Here is an 18,786-nt window from a genome sequence, read left to right on the forward strand (position 1 = left end):
TATGAGTTCTTAACTTTGAGTTGCATTTAAAACTATCCTTTTATATCTATTAATCCTCGGATTACCAAGGCAGCCTCTAAAACATTTTTCACTACATAGTCAGGAGTGGCTTGATTTTCAGCAGCAACCTGACTACCATAACCAGTACATACTAAGAATGTTGTTGCTCCCATCCTTTGACCTAACTCAATATCACATGGTTTATCGCCAATAACAAATGCGTCTTTAGGGTTAAATCCATGTTCTTTTGCTGCTAGTTCTAGCAACCCAGTGCGAGGTTTGCGACAGTTACAATCATCCATTGGGGTATGGGGGCAAAAGTAAATATTTTCTACATAGACACCTTCAGATGCTAGAAGTTCCTCTAATCGTTGGTGGATTTGCTCCAAACGAGACTCGTCAAAATATCCTCTACCAATAGCAGATTGATTGGTCACTATCACCAATCCTAATCCCATTTCCCTTAGCAAGCGCAAACCGTCAGCAGTTCTCTTAAGGAGTTCCACCAGCTCTGGATCACTGAGGTAATGACGTTCCCTAATTATAGTACCGTCTCTATCTAGAACAACAAATCTTGGTTGTTTCATCTCGCTACTATATTTTTTTTAAAAAGTCAACTGCAGCACTATAAGATTCAGGAGTTCCAATGTCGAGGAAACGAGCTGATGGGGTGCAATACCCATAAAAGCTTCTGCCTAACCAATTAGGAAATAGCTCTTTTTCTAGAGAAACAGGTCTATTTTCGGGAATTGTTAGGAGCATATTACGCTTGAAGAGATAAACTCCTGCGTTAATCCATCCCGGACCACTGCTCTCTACTTTTTCTGCAAAGCTTAACAGTTGCCCTTCCTCATCTACTTGTACCCGTCCATAACGTTTGGTGTCGCTAACTTGGGTTAAAAGTAAAGTTGCTTCTGCCCCTTTAGTCAAGTGCCAAGAACAAAAATCATTGAGGTTAGTATCGCAATAGGAGTCACCATTCAGTACCAACACGGAATCAGATGCCAATAGGGGCAATGCCAGTCGCAAAGCTCCGGCGGTGCCGAGTTGAGATTGCTCTTGGGAATAGATTAGTTCTAAGTTGCCATAACTGTCGCCGAAAGTGGTTTTTATTTGTTCTCCCAAGTAACCAGTGCAGATAACAACCTTTTTTACTCCTACATTAGCTAGTTGTTCCAAGAGATAGGCTAAAAAAGGTTTGTTGCCTACTTCAGCAATAACCTTTGGGCGATCGGCAACTACCGAACGTAGCCTAGTTCCTAAACCACCTCCCAGGATAGCTGCCGTGACATTTGTCAGTTTATGTGGTTCCATCCAACCTCAATTAAATATTCTTAAATTTTGTCCTTCCCAGCATCCGGTATCCCTTGAGCAATTCTTGAATTCCTTCGTCTAAATTACGCTTGGCTTCAAACCCTACCTCTCGTAATCGTTGGTTAGAAACAATATAGTTGCGCTTGTCTGGGTCGCTACCTATTGGGGCAAAATGCAGATAGAAATTAGGCACATATTCTTTAACTTTCAAAGCTAATTCTTCTTTGGAAAGGTTGGCCGCATCTAGTCCGGCATTGTAGGGGCGACCAACCATTTTTTCGGCATTTTTAATCCCATGAATCATGCAGTCTGCCACATCCCTAATATGAATGTAGTTGCGTTTAAAATCTTTTTCAAAAATTACTAGATAACCTTCTGTTACGGCAGCGTAAACGAAATGATTCACCAGTAAGTCCAGACGCATTCGAGGAGACATCCCAAATACTGTTGCCAAGCGGAGGGTAATAGTATTGGGCGCTTCTAAGACTGCTAACTCTGCTTCCACTTTAGTTTTTCCGTAAAGAGAAATTGGTTCTAAGGGTGTGTCTTCCGTGCAGTAGGTTTCACCAGATTTAGTTCCATAGCCACTGTTGGTGGTAGGATAAACTATTAATTGTTGAGGAATGCGCAAACGAAGTAATAATTGGACTGCCTCATAGTTAACAGATTTGGCTAGCCAAGGGTCTTTTTTGCAAGCTGGGGCACCTACAATAGCCGCTAGGGGGATAATAATGTCTGCATCCTTGACAAGATTACTCATAATTTCTTCATCCCGGGCATCACCGATGACAAAGTTAAATTTTGGATGGGCACAAAGATGAAATAGAGAGTTTTGATCGTAAATTAAGTTGTCTAGAGCTATTACTTGGTATCCAGCATCAAGTAGATGTTCACATATAATCGACCCTAAATAACCAGCAGCTCCTGTTACTAGAATCTTTTCATTCATTCTATTTTTCCTTTCAAATATAAGTTCCCTGCCATATAATTTTTAGTCTTAGGGGATAAAAAAAGAAAATTCTGTATTTCAAGGTTCTATATTCCATGAGGTACTGTTAACGAAATTATGACCCTGGAGGCTAACTGTTAAAGAAATTCCCTTGTAGGAGGCTAACTGAATAACTGAAATAACCCCCATTCATATTCAATTTCTCTGTTCGCAATTTAACATACCTTCCAACTCCGTCCTCCACTCATCACTAAACTCACAATCTTTTAACTCTTCAAAATAAGGCCCACCAAGAGTATGATGAACTAAACTAGCATCTGGATTAGGCTCACATTCTCCCACCAAATGATTCCAAGTAGGGGGCAACTCCCCAATTAACTCATCACTTTCCAACCACTTAAACTGATGCAACTCCAACCCAGAAGCAGTATTCACATATTCAGGAGTTAACGCTCTACATTTTTCATTATTAAACAAAATCATACTTGACCAATTCTTTTTAGGATAAGGAGTTTGAGGTTCCCCTAAAAACTTCTCCTTATGCTTCGCTTCATAATCATGCTTAACTACCATCACAGCATAACGATCATCCCGTAAATCCCACAATTTAGTAATATCATCCAACATCACCATATCGCAATCCATAAAAATAGACCAACCCCTGTATTCCGACAAATAAGGAGTTAGAAACCGGGAAAAAGAAAAATCTGTAGACTGTAAAGGATGACGTTCCCTAGTAAACACCCCTTGAAGTTGAGACAGCATCAATGGAGCAATACTAACAGGTTGCGACGCCCTAAAATTAATACTATGAGCTAATACACTAAAAGCCACTGCTTCGCGATAGTCATAACCAATGTAGACATTAATCATTTATTTTTACCTATAGCAATCTTATCTAAGTTGTAATATTTTGGTGGTAGGGGCGAACGGCCTACAAGATTCAGAATTTTAATAGTTTTCAGCTCAATTTAACTATTATAGAAATTGTCACAATCAATTGAGAATTGCTATATCAAACTATTAATAATAGAATCTTTTTTTCCTTGCAGCTCTAACAACCATTCCACTGCCTCCCTAACGGCACCATGACCTCCAGATGCCGTAGTTACATAAGCAGCATAACGCTTAACCTCCAGGCGAGCATTCCTCACAGCCACAGGTATTCCCACCTGCTTCATCAACGGAACATCAGGCAAGTCATCACCAATATAAGCTACCTGACTTGCCTGAATATTATGCTCCTGAAGTAGAGAAGTAAAAGCTAATGTCTTATCGTGATAACCTTGATAGACATCATCAATTTTTAACTCCTTCGCCCGACTTTCTACTACCTCAGACTTTCTGCCAGTAATAATAGCAACCTTCAACCCAGATGTTCGAGCCATATTAATTCCCAAACCATCTTGAGAATTAAACCTTTTCATCTGCTCGGTATTTCCCAACAGAATAATGCCCCCATCTGTCATCACCCCGTCCACATCCAAAACCAACATCTGGAGGTTAGTAGCTAGATGTTGCCAATGGTTTCTCCTCAACCACCACATTTTTCTGAGTCTCCACACAACTATTTGTAACCTCTCGAATTCGTAATAGAGTCTCCAAAAAACCAGATAATTCAGCCAAAGGCAAAGAATTAGCACCATCAGACTTAGCCTCTGTGGGGTTAGGATGAGCCTCAATAAACACCCCATTACAACCCACAGCTACAGCAGCCCTAGCTAAAGGTTGAATAAATTCTGCTTGGCCACCAGACTGAGTACCCATCGCACCAGGTAATTGTACGGAATGACCAGCATCATAAATCACTCTAGCTCCTGTGGCAGCCATTACTGGTAGAGAGCGGAAGTCTACTACAAGATTATGATAGCCAAAACTGCTGCCTCGCTCGGTTAAGAAAATATCTTGACAACCAGAAGCTTCTAACTTGTCTACAATATTTTGAGTTTGCCAGGGGGAAATAAACTGCCCTTTTTTTACATTAACTGCACATCCTGTTTCTGCTGCACCTACTAATAGATCAGTTTGGCGACATAAAAAAGCTGGTATTTGCAAAATATCAACTACTTCTGCAACTGGTTTTGCTTGGGAGGGTTCATGAATATCAGTTACAGCTAACAAGTTAAACTCTTTTTTAATTGTTGCTAAAATTTCTAATCCTTTTTCTAATCCTACACCCCGAAAAGAATTAATAGAGCTACGGTTGGCTTTATCAAATGAGGATTTGAATATAATAGTTACTTCTGGATGTTGTTGTTGTAGAAAAGCTAATTTATCTGCCACAGTGGCACAGATATCATAACTTTCTATGGAACAGGGGCCTGTAATTAGGATAAAATTATTAGGTATTGTCATTTCAGTGATCAGTTATCAGTTATTAGTTCTCAGTGCCTCCGCCTGAAGCTAGAGGTTTAAAATACTGAAGTTTATTTTTTTCATACCCTCTCTAGAGGGAGGTATGAGACCTTATTTTCTAGTCATTGGTTTTGGAAAGTCAAAAGTTAAAAGCTAGGTTTTTTTGACTGAAAAGCTTAATTAACGAGGTTTTCAGATTATTATTTTACATCATCAATTATAAATAATGTTATAAATCATTTCAGGAAGTTAGTATTGCACAAAATTCAAACAAAAATATTAACAGTAGAACAACATCTCCTGAATTCTTAATTCTCAATTCTAATTATTTTACTTCTTTAAGTTGGAATTGAGTCAAATCGTGCATCCTTACTAATCCTAAAACTTGATGATTAGTATCTACAACTGGTAGAACATAGACTGGCTTCTTTTTATTGTCTTCCATCATTTTCAAAACTTCAATGGCTGAAATATCTGGCTGACAAAATAGAGGACTTTTAGTCATACAATTTCCAACTGTGGAACTAAGAAAATGTTCTGGGTTATCCTTGACAATACGTCGAATATCCCCATCAGTAATAATGCCAATTAAGCAGTTGTCAGAGTCAGCAACTAAAGCGGCACCTAAGGGTTGTCTGGTCATTTCAATCAGAGCTTCGTGCAGGAAGCTTTCTGGAGATAAGACCGGAACTTCTTCTGGTGCTTTGTGCATTAAATCATTAACTTGAGAACCTAACAATACTCCTAGATTACCAGCCGGATGATTTTCTGAGAACTCCGAAGCCGTAAACCCACGAGCATTGGCCACAGCAACTACTAAAGCATCACCTACAGCAGTCATAGCGATCGCGCTACTTGTCGGGATTTCTATTTCTGTTGCTTCTGCTGTAATATCCAGTTTTATTGTCCAATCTGCTAATTTAGATAGTGGAGATGGTACTCGACAGACCATTGATGCTATTTTTGCCCCTCGTAGTCGAGCTACTTTTGCGAGAAATACTAATTCTCCTGTAGTGCCACTTTTGCTCAGACAAATTACTAGGTCTCTAGCTTCTACTAAACCTAATTCTCCATGTAGGGCATCATTGGGGTCAATATAGACAGCTTTTACACCAATACAAGCTAATTTACTGGCTATTTGTCTACCTACCAATCCTGATTTACCGATACCAGCCACAAAGGTTTTGTATTGATTTTCTATTAAGTATTGGGCTAAGTCCAGAAAATTTTGGTCTAAAGCTTCCGCTTGAGTCGCCACTGCCTGAGCTTCTTTAGTTATTGTGGCTTTTGCTACTTCTATAATTGAATTTTTAGTTAAGGTTTGAATCATTATTTTTTTTAGTCAATAATTAGAAAAATTTATGTATAATTTATTGATTGTAATTTATTTGACTTTGTTTTGTTGATTATAGTTTCTAGTATTTAACACACTATTTTTGGGATGCTACTAATTCTCGAACTATATCCAACTGCCACTGAGTATCTACCGATATGCCATGATGGTCAGTAATAAAAGTCATAATTGTTTTTCCTGCCTCTAAAAAACGTAACTGTTCTAACTTTTCTGCTAATTCTAGGTCACTGGTAGGTAATGTATAATAATCTTCGAGTACCTGTCGCTTATAGCCATAAATCCCAACATGACCCCAAAATTTAGTTGATTGAAACCAGTTTTCTGATTCCACATCCCGGACATAAGGAATCGGATTCCGGGAAAAATACATGGCATATCCAGCATAATTTTTTACCATTTTCACCACATTTGGGTCAAATATACCCTCTTCAGAAAGTAGACAAGCAGGAGTGACAATATCTGGCCAAGGGTTAGTATTCTCAAAAGTTTCAATAGTTTGGTCTATTACTTTTGCTTCCAACAAAGGTTGGTCGCCTTGGACATTAACGATAAAATCTGCTTCGAGGTGATCTATGATAGATACTATACGTTCTGTACCAGAAGCACAATCTGGGGAAGTCATCCAGACTTTGCCACCCCAACTACTGACAGCATCAGCTATTTCTTCGGAGTCAGTAGCAATATGAATCTCTGATGGTTTGGTAGCTTTTAAGCATCTTTGATAGACGTGCCACAACATGGGATGTCCGCCAATGTCTGCTAGTATTTTTCGAGGCAAACGAGTTGAAGCGAGACGAGCAGGAATGACTACTATTGATTTGAGGTTGCTCATTGCATTAGTTATTAGGAAATGAAATGCTGTTAACTATGTATAAGAAGATTTGGACTTATGATTTATATATTAAAGAAAGAATAGGTAGGTAGGTGATAGTAAAGTTATTAGTTTGAGCAAGGTAAGGAGGATTTTATTATTTTTTCCTAGAAGCAGCAATTCTATCCTCAACCATCATCCGCACCACATCCAACATTTTATATCTTGTCCTCCATCCTAATTTCTCTTCTGCCAATTTTGGATTTCCTCCTCCCCAAGCAATATCTGTAGGTCGAAACAAACTTGCATCAGTTACTACATGGTCTTGCCAGTCTAAACCCAAACATTCAAATGCTTGAGCCACAAAATCTCCTAAAGAATAACTTTCACCTGTGGCAATAACATAATCAGTAGGCTCATCCTGTTGTAACATCAGATACATACTTTCCACATATTCAGGTGCCCAACCCCAATCTCTAATCACATCAACATTACCCAAATGCAGCTTTTCTTGACTACTATTGGCAATACGACAAGCTGCGCAGACAATCTTTTGAGTCACAAACCTTTCTGGTCTTAGGGCTGATTCATGGTTGAACAGAATACCAGAACAAGTATATAAATTGTAGGCTTCCCGATAATTTGCTACTTGCCAAAAAGCTGTGGCCTTAGCAACTCCATAAGGACTTCTGGGCCGAAAGGGGGTATTTTCATCAGCAGGAAGGCCATGAGTATTGCCAAAGCATTCTCCAGAGGAGGCGTGGTAACTTTTAATGGGGACTTTCATAAACCGAATGGCTTCTAACAAGTTTAAGGTACCTGTAGCAATGCTTTCTAATGCCTCTACAGGTTGCTGAAAGGAAAGACCAACGGAACTTTGACCTGCTAGATTATATACCTCATCTGGTTGGATTTTGGTCAACACCTGCAAAACGCTACGAAAGTCGTTGAGAGCCATTGATTCTAGCTTGACTTGCTCGAATATACCTAGACGGTGTAGGCTAGCAAACTTAGACATTTGAGCGTCTCTGGATGTTCCGCAGACTTCGTAACCTTTGTTTAGTAATAATTGAGCTAAGTATGCTCCGTCTTGACCACTTACTCCACTAATCAGGGCTTTTTTCATTTTTTAATTTTCAGATTATATATAAATTAGAGATAAACAGCAAATATATCATTTCAGGCTAGTCTTTGCTAAGAGTTTGTTATTAATTTCTATCTAATTCTGAATCGTTCAAATACAAAGATATATAATCAAATATACAACTATTATCTTGTGTATTTAGTTGTGATAAATTTCTTTCAGCAAAAATATTTTTAATACTTTGATTAAAGTATTTATTAAATCTATATTGATCTGCTTTTTGCAAAAAATACACTGCTTCATCATCACATTTTTGTTCAGCCAATAATTTACTGATTTTGTAGTTAAATAGACCAGAATCTGGTTTTAAATTAACTGCCTGACGATACTTCTCAATTGCTTCATTAATACAACCTTGTTTTGCCAAAGCGTCCCCTAGATTATAATAACTCCAAGAAAAATGAGGATTTAATTCAATTGCCCGCCGATACTCCCCAATAGCTTCCGCTAATTTTCCCTTCCGCTTAAGTTGATTACCAACCTTATTCAAATTACCAGCAGTTATTGGTAAAATTTGCACTTCTACAGTTTGATACTTACCCCCTTTATCCTTAAACCAATACCAAAGTTCAGCAAGTACATCAAATTCTAATCTAATTTTTCCCTGCTGTAGTTGATTAGTATCTAGTACAAAATTAAATTCAATTTTTCCACCATTAATTAACTTATCATAACCTATTGAAGTCCTAAATTCCTGATGATCATGATTATTTTCCTCATAAACCCAAATCCCAATTTTAATAACTTCTAAATCATCAACAAATATATTCCAATCGCGACCGCTAATATTTTTCAACTTACCTGAAACTTGCAACAAATCTCCTGGTTCTAACAGTGCAGGCGGTTCATGAATTTCCAATTCATATTGGTAACCATGAATTTCTTTGATCTTAGCAACACCATTTAATCTCTCAAAATTACTATCAGTAACTAAACACCAAAATTTATCTACAATTACAAGTTCAACCTGATAAAACTGACTCAAATTATCAACCTTATTCTTAATATCAGGAAACTCTTCACCATAACCAAAACCACAAATAATACCACCAGGTTTGACAAACTGTAACCAGAAATTAATATCTTCCTCAATAGTCCTATTTTGACCGTCTATATTTTGACAATAAACATCTATAGACTTATCCCACTCAGCAAAATCCTGGGGACTAAAACCTTGTAAAGTAAGTATATTAGGACACTTTTCGGTAAAGCTTCTAAATTTCTCTACAGTATAATCAGTTAGATATTTCTCTTGTAATTGTTGCGCATATTGTGCATTCTTTTCCCAAGGATCAATGCAGTAAACTGTTACTGAAGGATCGACACTTTTTGCCCATGCGTAAGAAGACAGACCTAAAGACGAACCTATCTCCAGCACAACTCCACCTATAGGCAACAACTTTGCCAAAGCTTCTATTGCCCAAAGTTCTCTTTCTGTAAATTGTCCTGGTATTCGTAAGTTGTAGGGCATAGTCTATCTTATATTATGTTCAAATATACAAAAATTCAAGTTTTAGATCGAAAGACAAACAATTTTTAAGAAAAGTCTCATTCAATATCTTCTTTTGGCAACACCTCGCTCCACAAGTTGCAGCACACATTAAATATTATCTATATCAACCCAATTCATCTAAATAAATTAATCCAAAAAAATCTATCAACTTTACTTCAAATTTCTAGGATTAATTTTTACCTCTATTCGACGATTACGTTGTCGATTAGTTTGAGAATCATTTTCTGCTATGGGGCGAGATTCTCCATAACCAATAGCCAGAAGACGATATCTTTGCCCCAGATTTTTTGATAAATATTCTGCCACTGCTTCAGCTTGTAAAAATGACAATTCTCGATTTGCTTTGACTTTACCCCGACTATCAGTATGACCAGAAATACTAATGGTCGCCCCTTTGTAATTTTTCAATTCACCAATTAAATTGTCTAGAATGATCTTGCCCTCAGAACGAATTGTATTACTACCCGACTCAAACAAAACATCACGAGGAAGCGTCACCATCATTTGATTTCCTGAAAAAACAGGTTTGGTAAATTGACTTATTTGTTTGCGTTCATTAGTCGAAAGGGGTATAGCCAACTGCTGGGAAATTAAATTTAATCTTGCCTCTAAATTTTGATTAGATCTACTGACACCTAATTGATTTTCTAAAGTTGTGGTTTGACCGATAAGAGTATTTAACTGTGTTTGTAATTCTTTAAGTTCTGTTTGTAATTCCTGTCTCTGGGCCTCAGTTAGTTCAACTTGGAGCTTCAGAGTTTCTGGAGTAGATTCAGGGGTGGCACTTGAGGATTGGGGCAACTGTTTTTTAGATACTATACCCTTAGCTCCACGCAGTAGTTTTTCTGCTATGGGTATCTCTTCAGAAGTAGAAGGATATTGAACAGCGATCGCCATTCCCAGCACCCAGGAAAAACCGCTAGCTACCACCAGCAGTAACAATCGAAATATTAAGGATAGTATTAACAGACCCATTGCCGGAGACCTAGGGTTTATCCGATCGGGAGAAGATTTACTCACGGTTTTTCCATTGGTGACACTTTCAATTTGAATCCTACCTCAAAAATTGGTTTAGAGATAATAAGCAATATAGTTGATATTCACCAAGGTTCTACTTCTAGGAAACCTTGTTCACTAAACAAGACCTTAAACTCCGCGGTAGATTGACTATTATCTCCAGCTACTATCTGTCGGTTCAGTAAATCTGGTAGAGGAGTTTTATCTACTTCATCAGCAGCAGCAGGATTTATTGGTTTGTAGCCAATAATAGAACCATCGGCAGCCACTGTGACACGATAAATTAAATCTCCGCTAATTTCTATTTTCCAAGCATCATCAATTGTTGTAGAGAGTAAATTTTGCAATTTTTCAATCTCTGCTGGATCGGTAATTTCGGAACTGGTAGTCAAAGACGACTCTACATTTTCTTCAGATAGTCTCTCCTCAGATGAATCAATAGTAGTCGATTCTGGAGAAGAGTCCAAACCTTCAGATGTTGGAGTAGGATTCAAACCAGGTTCCGACGTACTTATAGGAGATGGCTCTAAATTACCCACACTCTCATTTGATTCTGGTTGAGGTTCTCTTGGACGTTGTACTTCTGGAATAGGTACAAAGAATAAAGCCAACGCTGCTATTGCTAAACCAGACATTCCCACAGCAGCAGGTAGAACCTTTTGGGCCACAGGCTCCCCTGATTTGGCTTGTCTTCGAGAAACAGGTCTTACTGCTAAAGAGAAATCTGGTAAAGTCAGAGAATCAGCAAAAAACTGGTCTATTGCCTCAACCAGATCGAATAACTGAACTGTAGTTAAATCAATAATTCTTCCAGGTTTTTGATCGGCAATATTTCCACCAGAAACATTGCCATCAAAAAGAGTTAATCTATGGAGATTGACATCTATTTTATGTAAATGTAGCAACTCTTGGCTCTCAGTGTGGTGTCTAGGGGAAGATATGCCACTCAGAAATTCCTGAGCATAGCTACTAACTTGTCTAACCAAACTTTCAAAAAAATCTCGTCCCCCAGTTAATGGTGGCTCTTGGCCATGAATATGACATTCAGCACTCATTAATATAGATAATACTTGTCCTGGACTTAAGTTAGTTCCTCCAGTATCACTCAAGCCTTGCAAAATCAATTTGCAGTTAGGCAAACTGTACTGGCGTTGAATCGTCATTGCACTTAATTCTCCATAAAATTTGAAACCCGTAAGGTGCATAGCACCTCACGGAAGTAACCATTCTCATATTTTGCCAAAGCAATTATAGCAGAAGTCATAAGTCATAAGTCATAAGTCAAATTCGCAGCATGGACTATATTTGAGAGGTGTGAAAATGTCCGCACTGCCATAGCGACTGCTGTATTCAAGACTCTTCCTTAGAGAATTGGTAGTCATAACATCTTTCTTGATTTTTATGATAGATTTTCGTGCGGTACATCCAATAATTTAAACAAGAGAATACCACTAAAGCTATCAAGCTGGAGTACATTACTATTTTTATGCTCAACTTAGCTATTAAGCTAGTGAGGTTTTGTTAATTCTCTACTGGATGTTCTGGGAGCTTACAGAAATGTATTCTTAGGCCAAGGTAGCCTATATTGCTGATTACTCAACATTAATCATTACTTTTGTTTATTTTTTTTGATAAATCTTATTATATTGATATCTTTTGATTTATTTTTTGTCAATTATTAATCAAAAATCAAGCCAGTTACTATTCTATTTTCTATAGCTGGTTTGTCGGTAAGCATTCAGTTCAATTTCTGAAGTTTATCGGTATAAAAGTATGGGGCATACTTCGGTATATCCCGATGACCAAGAAAATTAGGTTTAAAGCTTATTACTCACAAAAAGGTTAATAGTAGAAATTTTGTCAAATATTTGTTTTAGTCAATTAAATATTTTGAAACCAGTGTTTAATTTTACTTATATAAGTTATTAAAAATAATCCTATAAACACAAAAACAGAAGGAGCTTTTCCCATCCTGGAAGTTATACAAATTCAAAAAAATAATGGTATACTTCCGATACAACTTCAGTTATTAAGTAATAAATAAACTTAAGTCATTTTTTTTAACGATTATCGGTATTAAACCAAGATATATTATCTCTTTGAACACTACTACCTACTCTCAAAGAGATGTAAGAAGAATGGATGAGATTTTGTATTATTTATCTCTATATATTATATTCTATATATTGTATGAAATACAAAAAATTGTGCAAATATGGGAATCTCCCTATCTCCCCATCCCCCCATCTGTCTATCAATCTTTGGTAGCAAACATTAACGTATTTCATATTATTTATCTTTTTTCTTCTGCATCTGACCAAACCACAGCCTTGCCTATCTTATTTCTTCTCTGTTGCAACATTAGCTGTTGCCTAAAAGCCTACAATATTTCACAATTCAGCTCAAAGCAAAATTAATTACAAATCCTATTGACTCCCTTTTCCCTATTCCGTGTTTCCTGCCTCAACTAAGAAATTTATTTTGTACAACTAGTTATATATTTATTCGTTCCTGAAATAACTTTGAGGATAAGTAAAATTATGTTTTGCAAAAGCTTGTTTAACTCGCCTCACCAAATCAGTTTTGTAAATATATTCATCCCTGGCATCTATAGGATAAGACTTTAACTGAAATTGAGTTCCCCAAGGTTTTTCTTCAACTAATACCCTAATTGGCAGTTTTAATTGAGTATACTTACTGGTATAAGCAGCCAGATATAAAATTTTAATTGCCAGTTCTGAATCTACTTCATGAGCCAAATAAAAATCCGTTGTAACTTGAGCTTCTAATGCACCATTATTAGCATTAGATATTGGCTCATTCCAAATTTTATTATGGGGAATAAATATCAGATTATCTTCAATAGTTTGTAAACGAATACCTCGCAAATCATAACTAACGATTTCACCATAATTTTCTCCTATTTTCACCCGATCTCCTACTCGATAGGGAATTTCAAATAGAGCTACTACTCCAGCAATTAGAGAACTAACATAATCCTTAAAAGCAAAACCTAAAGCTACAGCAATTGTACCTGTTATTGCTAATAAATTTTGAGTCGAAAGTTGCAAGAATAAACTTAGTACATAAATTGTAGTAGTAAATAAAATTAAAGCTTGTAGAAAAGGATCTGATTGTTTAGCTGCTGCTCGAAATCTTAAAGGTACTCTTTCTGACAACCATTTACTTAAAAATTTAACGCTGATGAGAAAACCATAAGCAAGAAGTAAAGCAATTACTGTTTGGAGAATAGTCCGAAAATTTATATTCTTGATGCTTATTCCTTCTAATCCTTGCTCTACTGTAAGTACATACAGATGAAAATTAAATGTTAATTCTAGATAGTTTAAAGATAAATTCATTCTATTAAATCAGTTATAAAATTATATTTTTTTAAATACCTACACAATTTTAAATAATGTGCAGGATGAACGCTAAATAAATTATTCAAACGTTGAATTATTCCCATTCGTAATAAATTTTCAATTTGGAATTGAATGATACTTTCAGATTCTCCTAAACTCAAAGCTAGATCAGATAAATTAATTTCTTTGTGCAAAAGCATAGAAAATAAAAGATAGCGGTCATCAGCCGTCAATTCTGGTAAATCTAATGATTTAACTTTTTTGTACTCTACCAGAATAGTCTCTGTATCTTCTGCTTGAGTATTAATATTTTCCAGATTTGCCAGACTCAAAGATTGTAACCATAATTGAGCAGCTACTGAACTTAATCCTTGGGAAATATAGGATAAATAATCAAAGTTTTCTTGGATTTTAGCAAGTTGTTTTTCTTCATCTTGATCGTTGTTTTTAAACTCCAGTTGATTAATTACAGGATTCAGCCATTCCATAATTTCTTCTCCTGTCATAGTTGGTAATGGTAGAGTTCTTGCAAAGTAAGAATTAATATTATAAACATGGTCAAGATATTGCCATGTTAAAGAATTACAACCAATTAACCAAAATCTAGAGTGGTCTTGAAAGATTCTGTTTCTTAAAAACTCAATTCCATCTAAACCATTTATCTGTCGTAGAAAGCAAAATTCTAAACAAGGAATAACTACTAATTCCTTAAATTTTTCAGAATTATTATCAACATCTAATTTGGTAGACAGAGCTAAATCTTTTTGTAAATTAGGAATAATATTCCAGGAATCTTTAGGTCTATTTGACCAGGATAATAACTTAATATCTTCAATATTTTCATAATTCCAGTTAGCTAAAGCTGATTCAATAATTTGGGATAAAGGTTCTACAGAACTACTGAGAATTACCAATTCATTTGTCTCTGGATTCTTTTGCCATTGCAATAATGCTTTTTCTAAAGTAGATTGCACAATTTCGAGGTATTTAGGATGACAAGATAAAGCTTGAATTTGTTGATTTAAATTAGAACTAATGTTTTTTGGGAGTTCATCAAGTTCATTCTCAGTTTCCGAGGATGGAGCTTTGATAAATAGAGATTTTAATTGATCGACAAGCTGCATAATTTTATTAGTATCTACAATTTCTAATAATTTAGAGAGTGTTTGTAAAAGAAATATTAAAGTTTGAACCTCAAGATAAATTTACATTGGCTGTAACTAGATATTTTTTTGCTCAAACTCAAAATAATATTTGCTAAGAACTGGCAAACAGGAAAATGGTCGGTATAATGTATTAATTCCCATATTGGTGAGGTACAAAATTCTAAGTTTGAGGGAAAGTTTAACTCAGAATAGGGCACAGTTCATTAATTGATCATTAAAAATGGGTAATGGATAATTATTTTTGTTTTCGGCTGTCGCCCACATGTTTGCGGAGCATTCCGTTAGGAAAACACTGCATAACAAGAATGCGGAGCATAACAAAAATTATCAATTATTAGGAGAGGCTTTAAACCTTTGGGGATTAATTATCAATTATCCATTTGTAAGAAAAATATAACTGTACCTCATGCTTACTGAAAAACTCTATATTGACATTGTATTAACATCTAAATTTTAATATGAACAAGGTTGATTATCTCAGAATTAGTTTGATAGATCGTTGTAATTTTCGATGTCAATATTGTATGCCAGAAGGTGCAGAAATTGACTATATCTTAAAACAAAATTTATTGACTAATAATGAATTACTAACTCTACTTAAAGAAGTATTTATTCCTGTCGGTTTTACTAGGTTTCGCTTAACGGGAGGTGAACCTTTATTACGTCCTGGTCTTGTAGATTTGGTTGAGAATATCTCCTCTTTTCCAGAAACAAAAGATTTATCTATGACGACTAATGGATTTTTACTGGCAGATATGGCAAAAGATTTATATCAAGCTGGTTTAAGAAGAATTAATATTAGTTTAGATTCTTTAGACTCAGATACTTTTAATTTAATTATTGGTAATAGAGGTCGTAGTCGTTGGCAGCTTGTTTGGAATGGTATTCAAGCTGCTTATGAGGTAGATTTTGACCCTTTGAAATTAAATGTGGTTGTTATTCCTGGGGTGAATGACCATGAAATTTTAGATTTAGCAGCTTTAACTATTGACCGTAATTGGCACGTTAGATTTATTGAATTTATGCCTATAGGTAATGATAAATTATTTGATGATAGAGGTTGGATTTCTTCTGAAGAATTAAGGCAAAGGATTAGGAAAAAATGGGGACTAACAGAATCTTTTGTCCGAGGAAATGGACCTGCGGATATATTTCAAATTCCTGGAGCAAAAGGAACCCTAGGGTTTATTAGTCAAATGTCTGAATGCTTTTGCGAGCGCTGTAATAGAATGCGTCTTTCTGCGGATGGATGGTTAAGACCTTGCCTTTTGAATGAAATGGGTCAAATAGATTTAAAAAATGGTCTGCGTAATGGAGTTTCTGTTGAGGAGTTACGGCGACAGATAGAATATTTATTAGGTATAAAACCAGAAATTAATTTTAAACAAAGAGAGTCTGGTACTACTGGAATTTATAGTCGAACTATGTCGCAAATTGGAGGGTAAAAGGAATTTATAATTTATAATTTAGAATTTAGAATTTAGAATTTAGATAGGCGAATCATAGGACGGGAATCATAGGATTAGCAAGGTACAGAAGTTAAATTATTACTGTAACTATATTTGAGAATTTGAGAATGTTTGTATCAGTAATAGCGAATGCTATATTTGCTCTGGGAAAAGGAGTTAGAAGTCAGGAGTTAGGAGGAAGTATAGATGGAGTATTGGAATAATCCCTCATATCAACTCTCATTAATTAAGTGCCAGAAATAAACATTTTCTCAAAACTTTGTAGGGAAATTCTATGGAAAATCCCTACATTCTTTTTCACGTCTATGTTTACTGTTTAACTACTAAAAATTAATAGCATAAACAATCATATGTCAATAATTAAACTTCTTCCCTCTTCCTTCTTCCTTCTTCCTTAGTTCTCTGAAAAACAAAAACTCTAAGCTTGTCTGGAATAATATTCCACAACTAATAGTTCGTTAATTTGAAGCGCCACCCAGTCCCGTTCCACAACACCATTAACTTTACCAACCAGTTTGTCTTTATCAAATTCTAAATGGCTAGGAATATTAGCTAAACCTGGATATTGGAGATTAGTCTTTACCATTTCCTTAGATTTTTCTTTTTGTTTAACACTAATTACCTCTCCAGGTTTACACTGATAGCTAGCAATACTTACTACCTTACCATTAACTGTTACATGACCATGATTGACTAACTGTCGTGCGCCAGGAATAGTTGGAGCCATTCCTAAACGAAATACGGTATTATCTAAACGCATTTCTAGATATTGTAGTAATACTTGTCCTGTGGAACCTGCTGCACGACGAGCTTTTTTTACATAACGTAGGAGTTGGCGTTCAGAAAGACCATAATTATATAGTAGTTTCTGTTTCTCTTCCAATCGAATCGCATATTCTGAACGCTTTCTGCGATTTTGACCATGTTGACCAGGTGGATAAGCACGTCTGGCACTTTTACGAGTTAGCCCTGGTAAATCACCCAGGCGACGTACTATTCTTAAACGTGGACCTCTATATCTAGACATAATAATTTCCTCATTAATGTAAAATTTAGCCACAATCCTATATCATATACTATTTAATTGCTACTTTGTCAATTGTCCACTATTGAGTTTAGCTTTGATAATTTGTTATGTCTAATATTAACTTTTCTAATTTTTTATCTGAGAAATTTCCTTTATTTGCACCTAAGAAATACTTGAGTAAACGCTGGATATATTTAGCAGCAATACAACTTTTTAGTTCTAGTTTATTAATGGCTATTCCTGATGTAGCAACAGCTCAAGCAAATAGAAAATCATTTAGAATTTGCTCTAGGGATTTATTAAGCGTAGGTTTATCTGAGTCAGAAGTAGCTAATGCTTGTGGTGCAGCTTTAAAGCCTAGACATTTATCAAGATGTGTCACAAGAATCTATGATAATACAACTAAAGAACTTCCAGCAAAAGAGATTCTATTTAATTGTCAACGGGTGAGAAGAGTTGATGAACTAGGAAATTGTGTGAGAAAGATTAACAAAGCAGTTAAAGATACATCTAATGAATCTGCTATATTAGAAAGTTGTCGTCTTAGTTTATTGCCAAAAGGCTTTTCTTCTTGTGTGATTGGTTTAAGTTCTAATGTAAGATTATCGACAGAAGAATTATTAACTACTTGTCTTAATCCTAATCAAGAAATAAGTGGGGTTGATTCAGAGCAAGAAAGTTAATTTCATTATTTTCAGCATTCAGCATTCAGCTATTAGCTATTAGCTACAACAAAAGATCCAATTTGGAGGTGAAAGTCTCAAGTCCGGTTCTAAAGACGAGTTGGGTAGAGTAACTTACAAAACTTAGTTTAACACCTTGTTTATTATTTTTGAATAGTTAGGTTTTTTGCTTGTATAAAAAATGATAATCCTCTAGAGACCTTCCATAGAATGTCCCTGCTTTGTAGTCTACTGAAATGAAAAGTGCTGTAAGTTATGAAACTATGACAGTTTTTTGAATTCAAAATTCAAATTTCAAAAATTTTGATTGGTTCCTTAATTTCAATAATTGTTTAATTAAAGATTCAAGCCTCGTTCTGCTCTAGAGCGAAAAAATCAAAAATATTTTCCTTATTTCAAGCCTCTGACTTCAGCCAGAGGTTATAATGAGCGAATTAATAATTTTTAATATTGAATTGATTTGACTAATAGCTGACTTAAATTTTTATTGCAGACTGCTGTTAAGGCAGTTCCTCTGGAAGAGGCTAGCTAATAGCTGTTTGCACAGCATTCCACAGGAAATGATTACCGAATAATTATTAATTATTAATTATTAATTATTAATTAAATAATTCAGGTT

At 35.6% G+C, this 18,786-nt stretch carries 17 protein-coding genes; 2 read left to right on the forward strand and 15 right to left on the reverse strand.

The window, feature by feature from the left end; genetic code table 11:
• Nucleotides 1-32: 32 nt before the first annotated feature.
• From ACP6PL_RS06695 to ACP6PL_RS06760, 14 genes are all read right to left on the reverse strand, one after another.
• A complete protein-coding gene (locus tag ACP6PL_RS06695) occupies nucleotides 33-587 on the reverse strand; it encodes a D-glycero-alpha-D-manno-heptose-1,7-bisphosphate 7-phosphatase (RefSeq protein ID WP_426543827.1) in 555 nt (184 codons plus the stop codon).
• A 7-nt stretch (nucleotides 588-594) separates the two neighbouring features.
• The gene (locus tag ACP6PL_RS06700; protein ID WP_426543829.1) at nucleotides 595-1,314 is read right to left on the reverse strand and encodes a nucleotidyltransferase family protein; all 720 of its coding nucleotides are present in this window, start codon (nucleotides 1,312-1,314) and stop codon (nucleotides 595-597) included.
• 10 nt (nucleotides 1,315-1,324) lie between these two features.
• Nucleotides 1,325-2,263 (reverse strand): NAD-dependent epimerase/dehydratase family protein, encoded by a 939-nt coding sequence (locus tag ACP6PL_RS06705; protein WP_426543831.1) that lies wholly within the window; start codon nucleotides 2,261-2,263, stop codon nucleotides 1,325-1,327.
• A 195-nt stretch (nucleotides 2,264-2,458) separates the two neighbouring features.
• The gene (locus ACP6PL_RS06710; protein ID WP_426543833.1) at nucleotides 2,459-3,136 is read right to left on the reverse strand and encodes a glycosyltransferase; all 678 of its coding nucleotides are present in this window, start codon (nucleotides 3,134-3,136) and stop codon (nucleotides 2,459-2,461) included.
• Between the two features lie 137 nt (nucleotides 3,137-3,273).
• Nucleotides 3,274-3,810 (reverse strand): KdsC family phosphatase, encoded by a 537-nt coding sequence (locus tag ACP6PL_RS06715; RefSeq protein ID WP_426543835.1) that lies wholly within the window; start codon nucleotides 3,808-3,810, stop codon nucleotides 3,274-3,276.
• Nucleotides 3,767-4,618 (reverse strand): 3-deoxy-8-phosphooctulonate synthase, encoded by an 852-nt coding sequence (gene kdsA / locus ACP6PL_RS06720; RefSeq protein WP_426543837.1) that lies wholly within the window; start codon nucleotides 4,616-4,618, stop codon nucleotides 3,767-3,769. Before kdsA ends, ACP6PL_RS06715 begins: the two co-directional genes overlap by 44 nt.
• Nucleotides 4,619-4,943: 325 nt before the next feature.
• Complete coding sequence (locus tag ACP6PL_RS06725) at nucleotides 4,944-5,948, reverse strand: KpsF/GutQ family sugar-phosphate isomerase (RefSeq protein WP_426543839.1); 1,005 nt, start codon at nucleotides 5,946-5,948, stop codon at nucleotides 4,944-4,946.
• A 100-nt stretch (nucleotides 5,949-6,048) separates the two neighbouring features.
• A complete protein-coding gene (kdsB, locus tag ACP6PL_RS06730) occupies nucleotides 6,049-6,804 on the reverse strand; it encodes a 3-deoxy-manno-octulosonate cytidylyltransferase (RefSeq protein ID WP_426543841.1) in 756 nt (251 codons plus the stop codon).
• A 136-nt stretch (nucleotides 6,805-6,940) separates the two neighbouring features.
• A complete protein-coding gene (locus ACP6PL_RS06735; protein ID WP_426543843.1) occupies nucleotides 6,941-7,909 on the reverse strand; it encodes a GDP-mannose 4,6-dehydratase in 969 nt (322 codons plus the stop codon).
• A gap of 82 nt (nucleotides 7,910-7,991) precedes the next feature.
• Nucleotides 7,992-9,398: a tetratricopeptide repeat protein gene (locus ACP6PL_RS06740; RefSeq protein WP_426543845.1), complete on the reverse strand. Its 1,407-nt coding sequence runs from the start codon at nucleotides 9,396-9,398 to the stop codon at nucleotides 7,992-7,994.
• A gap of 192 nt (nucleotides 9,399-9,590) precedes the next feature.
• Nucleotides 9,591-10,460 (reverse strand): OmpA family protein, encoded by an 870-nt coding sequence (locus tag ACP6PL_RS06745; RefSeq protein WP_426543847.1) that lies wholly within the window; start codon nucleotides 10,458-10,460, stop codon nucleotides 9,591-9,593.
• An 80-nt stretch (nucleotides 10,461-10,540) separates the two neighbouring features.
• Nucleotides 10,541-11,620: a DUF4335 domain-containing protein gene (locus ACP6PL_RS06750; protein ID WP_426543849.1), complete on the reverse strand. Its 1,080-nt coding sequence runs from the start codon at nucleotides 11,618-11,620 to the stop codon at nucleotides 10,541-10,543.
• 1,338 nt (nucleotides 11,621-12,958) lie between these two features.
• Nucleotides 12,959-13,819, reverse strand: coding sequence for a mechanosensitive ion channel family protein (locus ACP6PL_RS06755; protein WP_426543851.1), 861 nt, complete (start codon nucleotides 13,817-13,819; stop codon nucleotides 12,959-12,961).
• Nucleotides 13,816-14,946 carry a hypothetical protein gene (locus ACP6PL_RS06760; RefSeq protein ID WP_426543853.1) on the reverse strand — a complete coding sequence of 377 codons (1,131 nt, stop codon included), beginning with the start codon at nucleotides 14,944-14,946 and terminating at the stop codon, nucleotides 13,816-13,818. The genes ACP6PL_RS06755 and ACP6PL_RS06760 overlap by 4 nt, the downstream gene beginning before the upstream one ends.
• Before the next feature lie 500 nt (nucleotides 14,947-15,446).
• Between ACP6PL_RS06760 and moaA the strand changes: the two genes are divergently transcribed.
• Entirely contained in the window at nucleotides 15,447-16,433 is a 987-nt protein-coding gene (gene moaA, locus ACP6PL_RS06765) for a GTP 3',8-cyclase MoaA (RefSeq protein WP_426543855.1), read from the forward strand.
• A 442-nt stretch (nucleotides 16,434-16,875) separates the two neighbouring features.
• Here moaA and rpsD read toward each other — a convergent pair whose 3' ends face one another.
• Nucleotides 16,876-17,484 (reverse strand): 30S ribosomal protein S4, encoded by a 609-nt coding sequence (rpsD, locus tag ACP6PL_RS06770; protein ID WP_426543857.1) that lies wholly within the window; start codon nucleotides 17,482-17,484, stop codon nucleotides 16,876-16,878.
• Nucleotides 17,485-17,591: 107 nt separating this feature from the next.
• Between rpsD and ACP6PL_RS06775 the strand changes: the two genes are divergently transcribed.
• Nucleotides 17,592-18,167 carry a hypothetical protein gene (locus ACP6PL_RS06775; protein ID WP_426543859.1) on the forward strand — a complete coding sequence of 192 codons (576 nt, stop codon included), beginning with the start codon at nucleotides 17,592-17,594 and terminating at the stop codon, nucleotides 18,165-18,167.
• Nucleotides 18,168-18,786: the final 619 nt, after the last annotated feature.

Source organism: Dapis purpurea BLCC-M126, from assembly GCF_050015975.1.
Taxonomy (GTDB): Bacteria; Cyanobacteriota; Cyanobacteriia; order Cyanobacteriales; family Microcoleaceae; genus Trichodesmium.

Bases quoted from the DNA above. Each gene is read 5' to 3' on its own strand.
- ACP6PL_RS06695 (WP_426543827.1), bottom strand. From the start codon at position 587: ATGAAACAACCAAGATTTGTTGTTCTAGATAGAGACGGTACTATAATT.
- ACP6PL_RS06700 (WP_426543829.1), bottom strand. From the start codon at position 1,314: ATGGAACCACATAAACTGACAAATGTCACGGCAGCTATCCTGGGAGGT.
- ACP6PL_RS06705 (WP_426543831.1), bottom strand. From the start codon at position 2,263: ATGAATGAAAAGATTCTAGTAACAGGAGCTGCTGGTTATTTAGGGTCG.
- ACP6PL_RS06710 (WP_426543833.1), bottom strand. From the start codon at position 3,136: ATGATTAATGTCTACATTGGTTATGACTATCGCGAAGCAGTGGCTTTT.
- ACP6PL_RS06715 (WP_426543835.1), bottom strand. From the start codon at position 3,810: ATGTGGTGGTTGAGGAGAAACCATTGGCAACATCTAGCTACTAACCTC.
- kdsA (WP_426543837.1), bottom strand. From the start codon at position 4,618: ATGACAATACCTAATAATTTTATCCTAATTACAGGCCCCTGTTCCATA.
- ACP6PL_RS06725 (WP_426543839.1), bottom strand. From the start codon at position 5,948: ATGATTCAAACCTTAACTAAAAATTCAATTATAGAAGTAGCAAAAGCC.
- kdsB (WP_426543841.1), bottom strand. From the start codon at position 6,804: ATGAGCAACCTCAAATCAATAGTAGTCATTCCTGCTCGTCTCGCTTCA.
- ACP6PL_RS06735 (WP_426543843.1), bottom strand. From the start codon at position 7,909: ATGAAAAAAGCCCTGATTAGTGGAGTAAGTGGTCAAGACGGAGCATAC.
- ACP6PL_RS06740 (WP_426543845.1), bottom strand. From the start codon at position 9,398: ATGCCCTACAACTTACGAATACCAGGACAATTTACAGAAAGAGAACTT.
- ACP6PL_RS06750 (WP_426543849.1), bottom strand. From the start codon at position 11,620: ATGACGATTCAACGCCAGTACAGTTTGCCTAACTGCAAATTGATTTTG.
- ACP6PL_RS06755 (WP_426543851.1), bottom strand. From the start codon at position 13,819: ATGAATTTATCTTTAAACTATCTAGAATTAACATTTAATTTTCATCTG.
- ACP6PL_RS06760 (WP_426543853.1), bottom strand. From the start codon at position 14,946: ATGCAGCTTGTCGATCAATTAAAATCTCTATTTATCAAAGCTCCATCC.
- moaA (WP_426543855.1), top strand. From the start codon at position 15,447: ATGAACAAGGTTGATTATCTCAGAATTAGTTTGATAGATCGTTGTAAT.
- rpsD (WP_426543857.1), bottom strand. From the start codon at position 17,484: ATGTCTAGATATAGAGGTCCACGTTTAAGAATAGTACGTCGCCTGGGT.
- ACP6PL_RS06775 (WP_426543859.1), top strand. From the start codon at position 17,592: ATGTCTAATATTAACTTTTCTAATTTTTTATCTGAGAAATTTCCTTTA.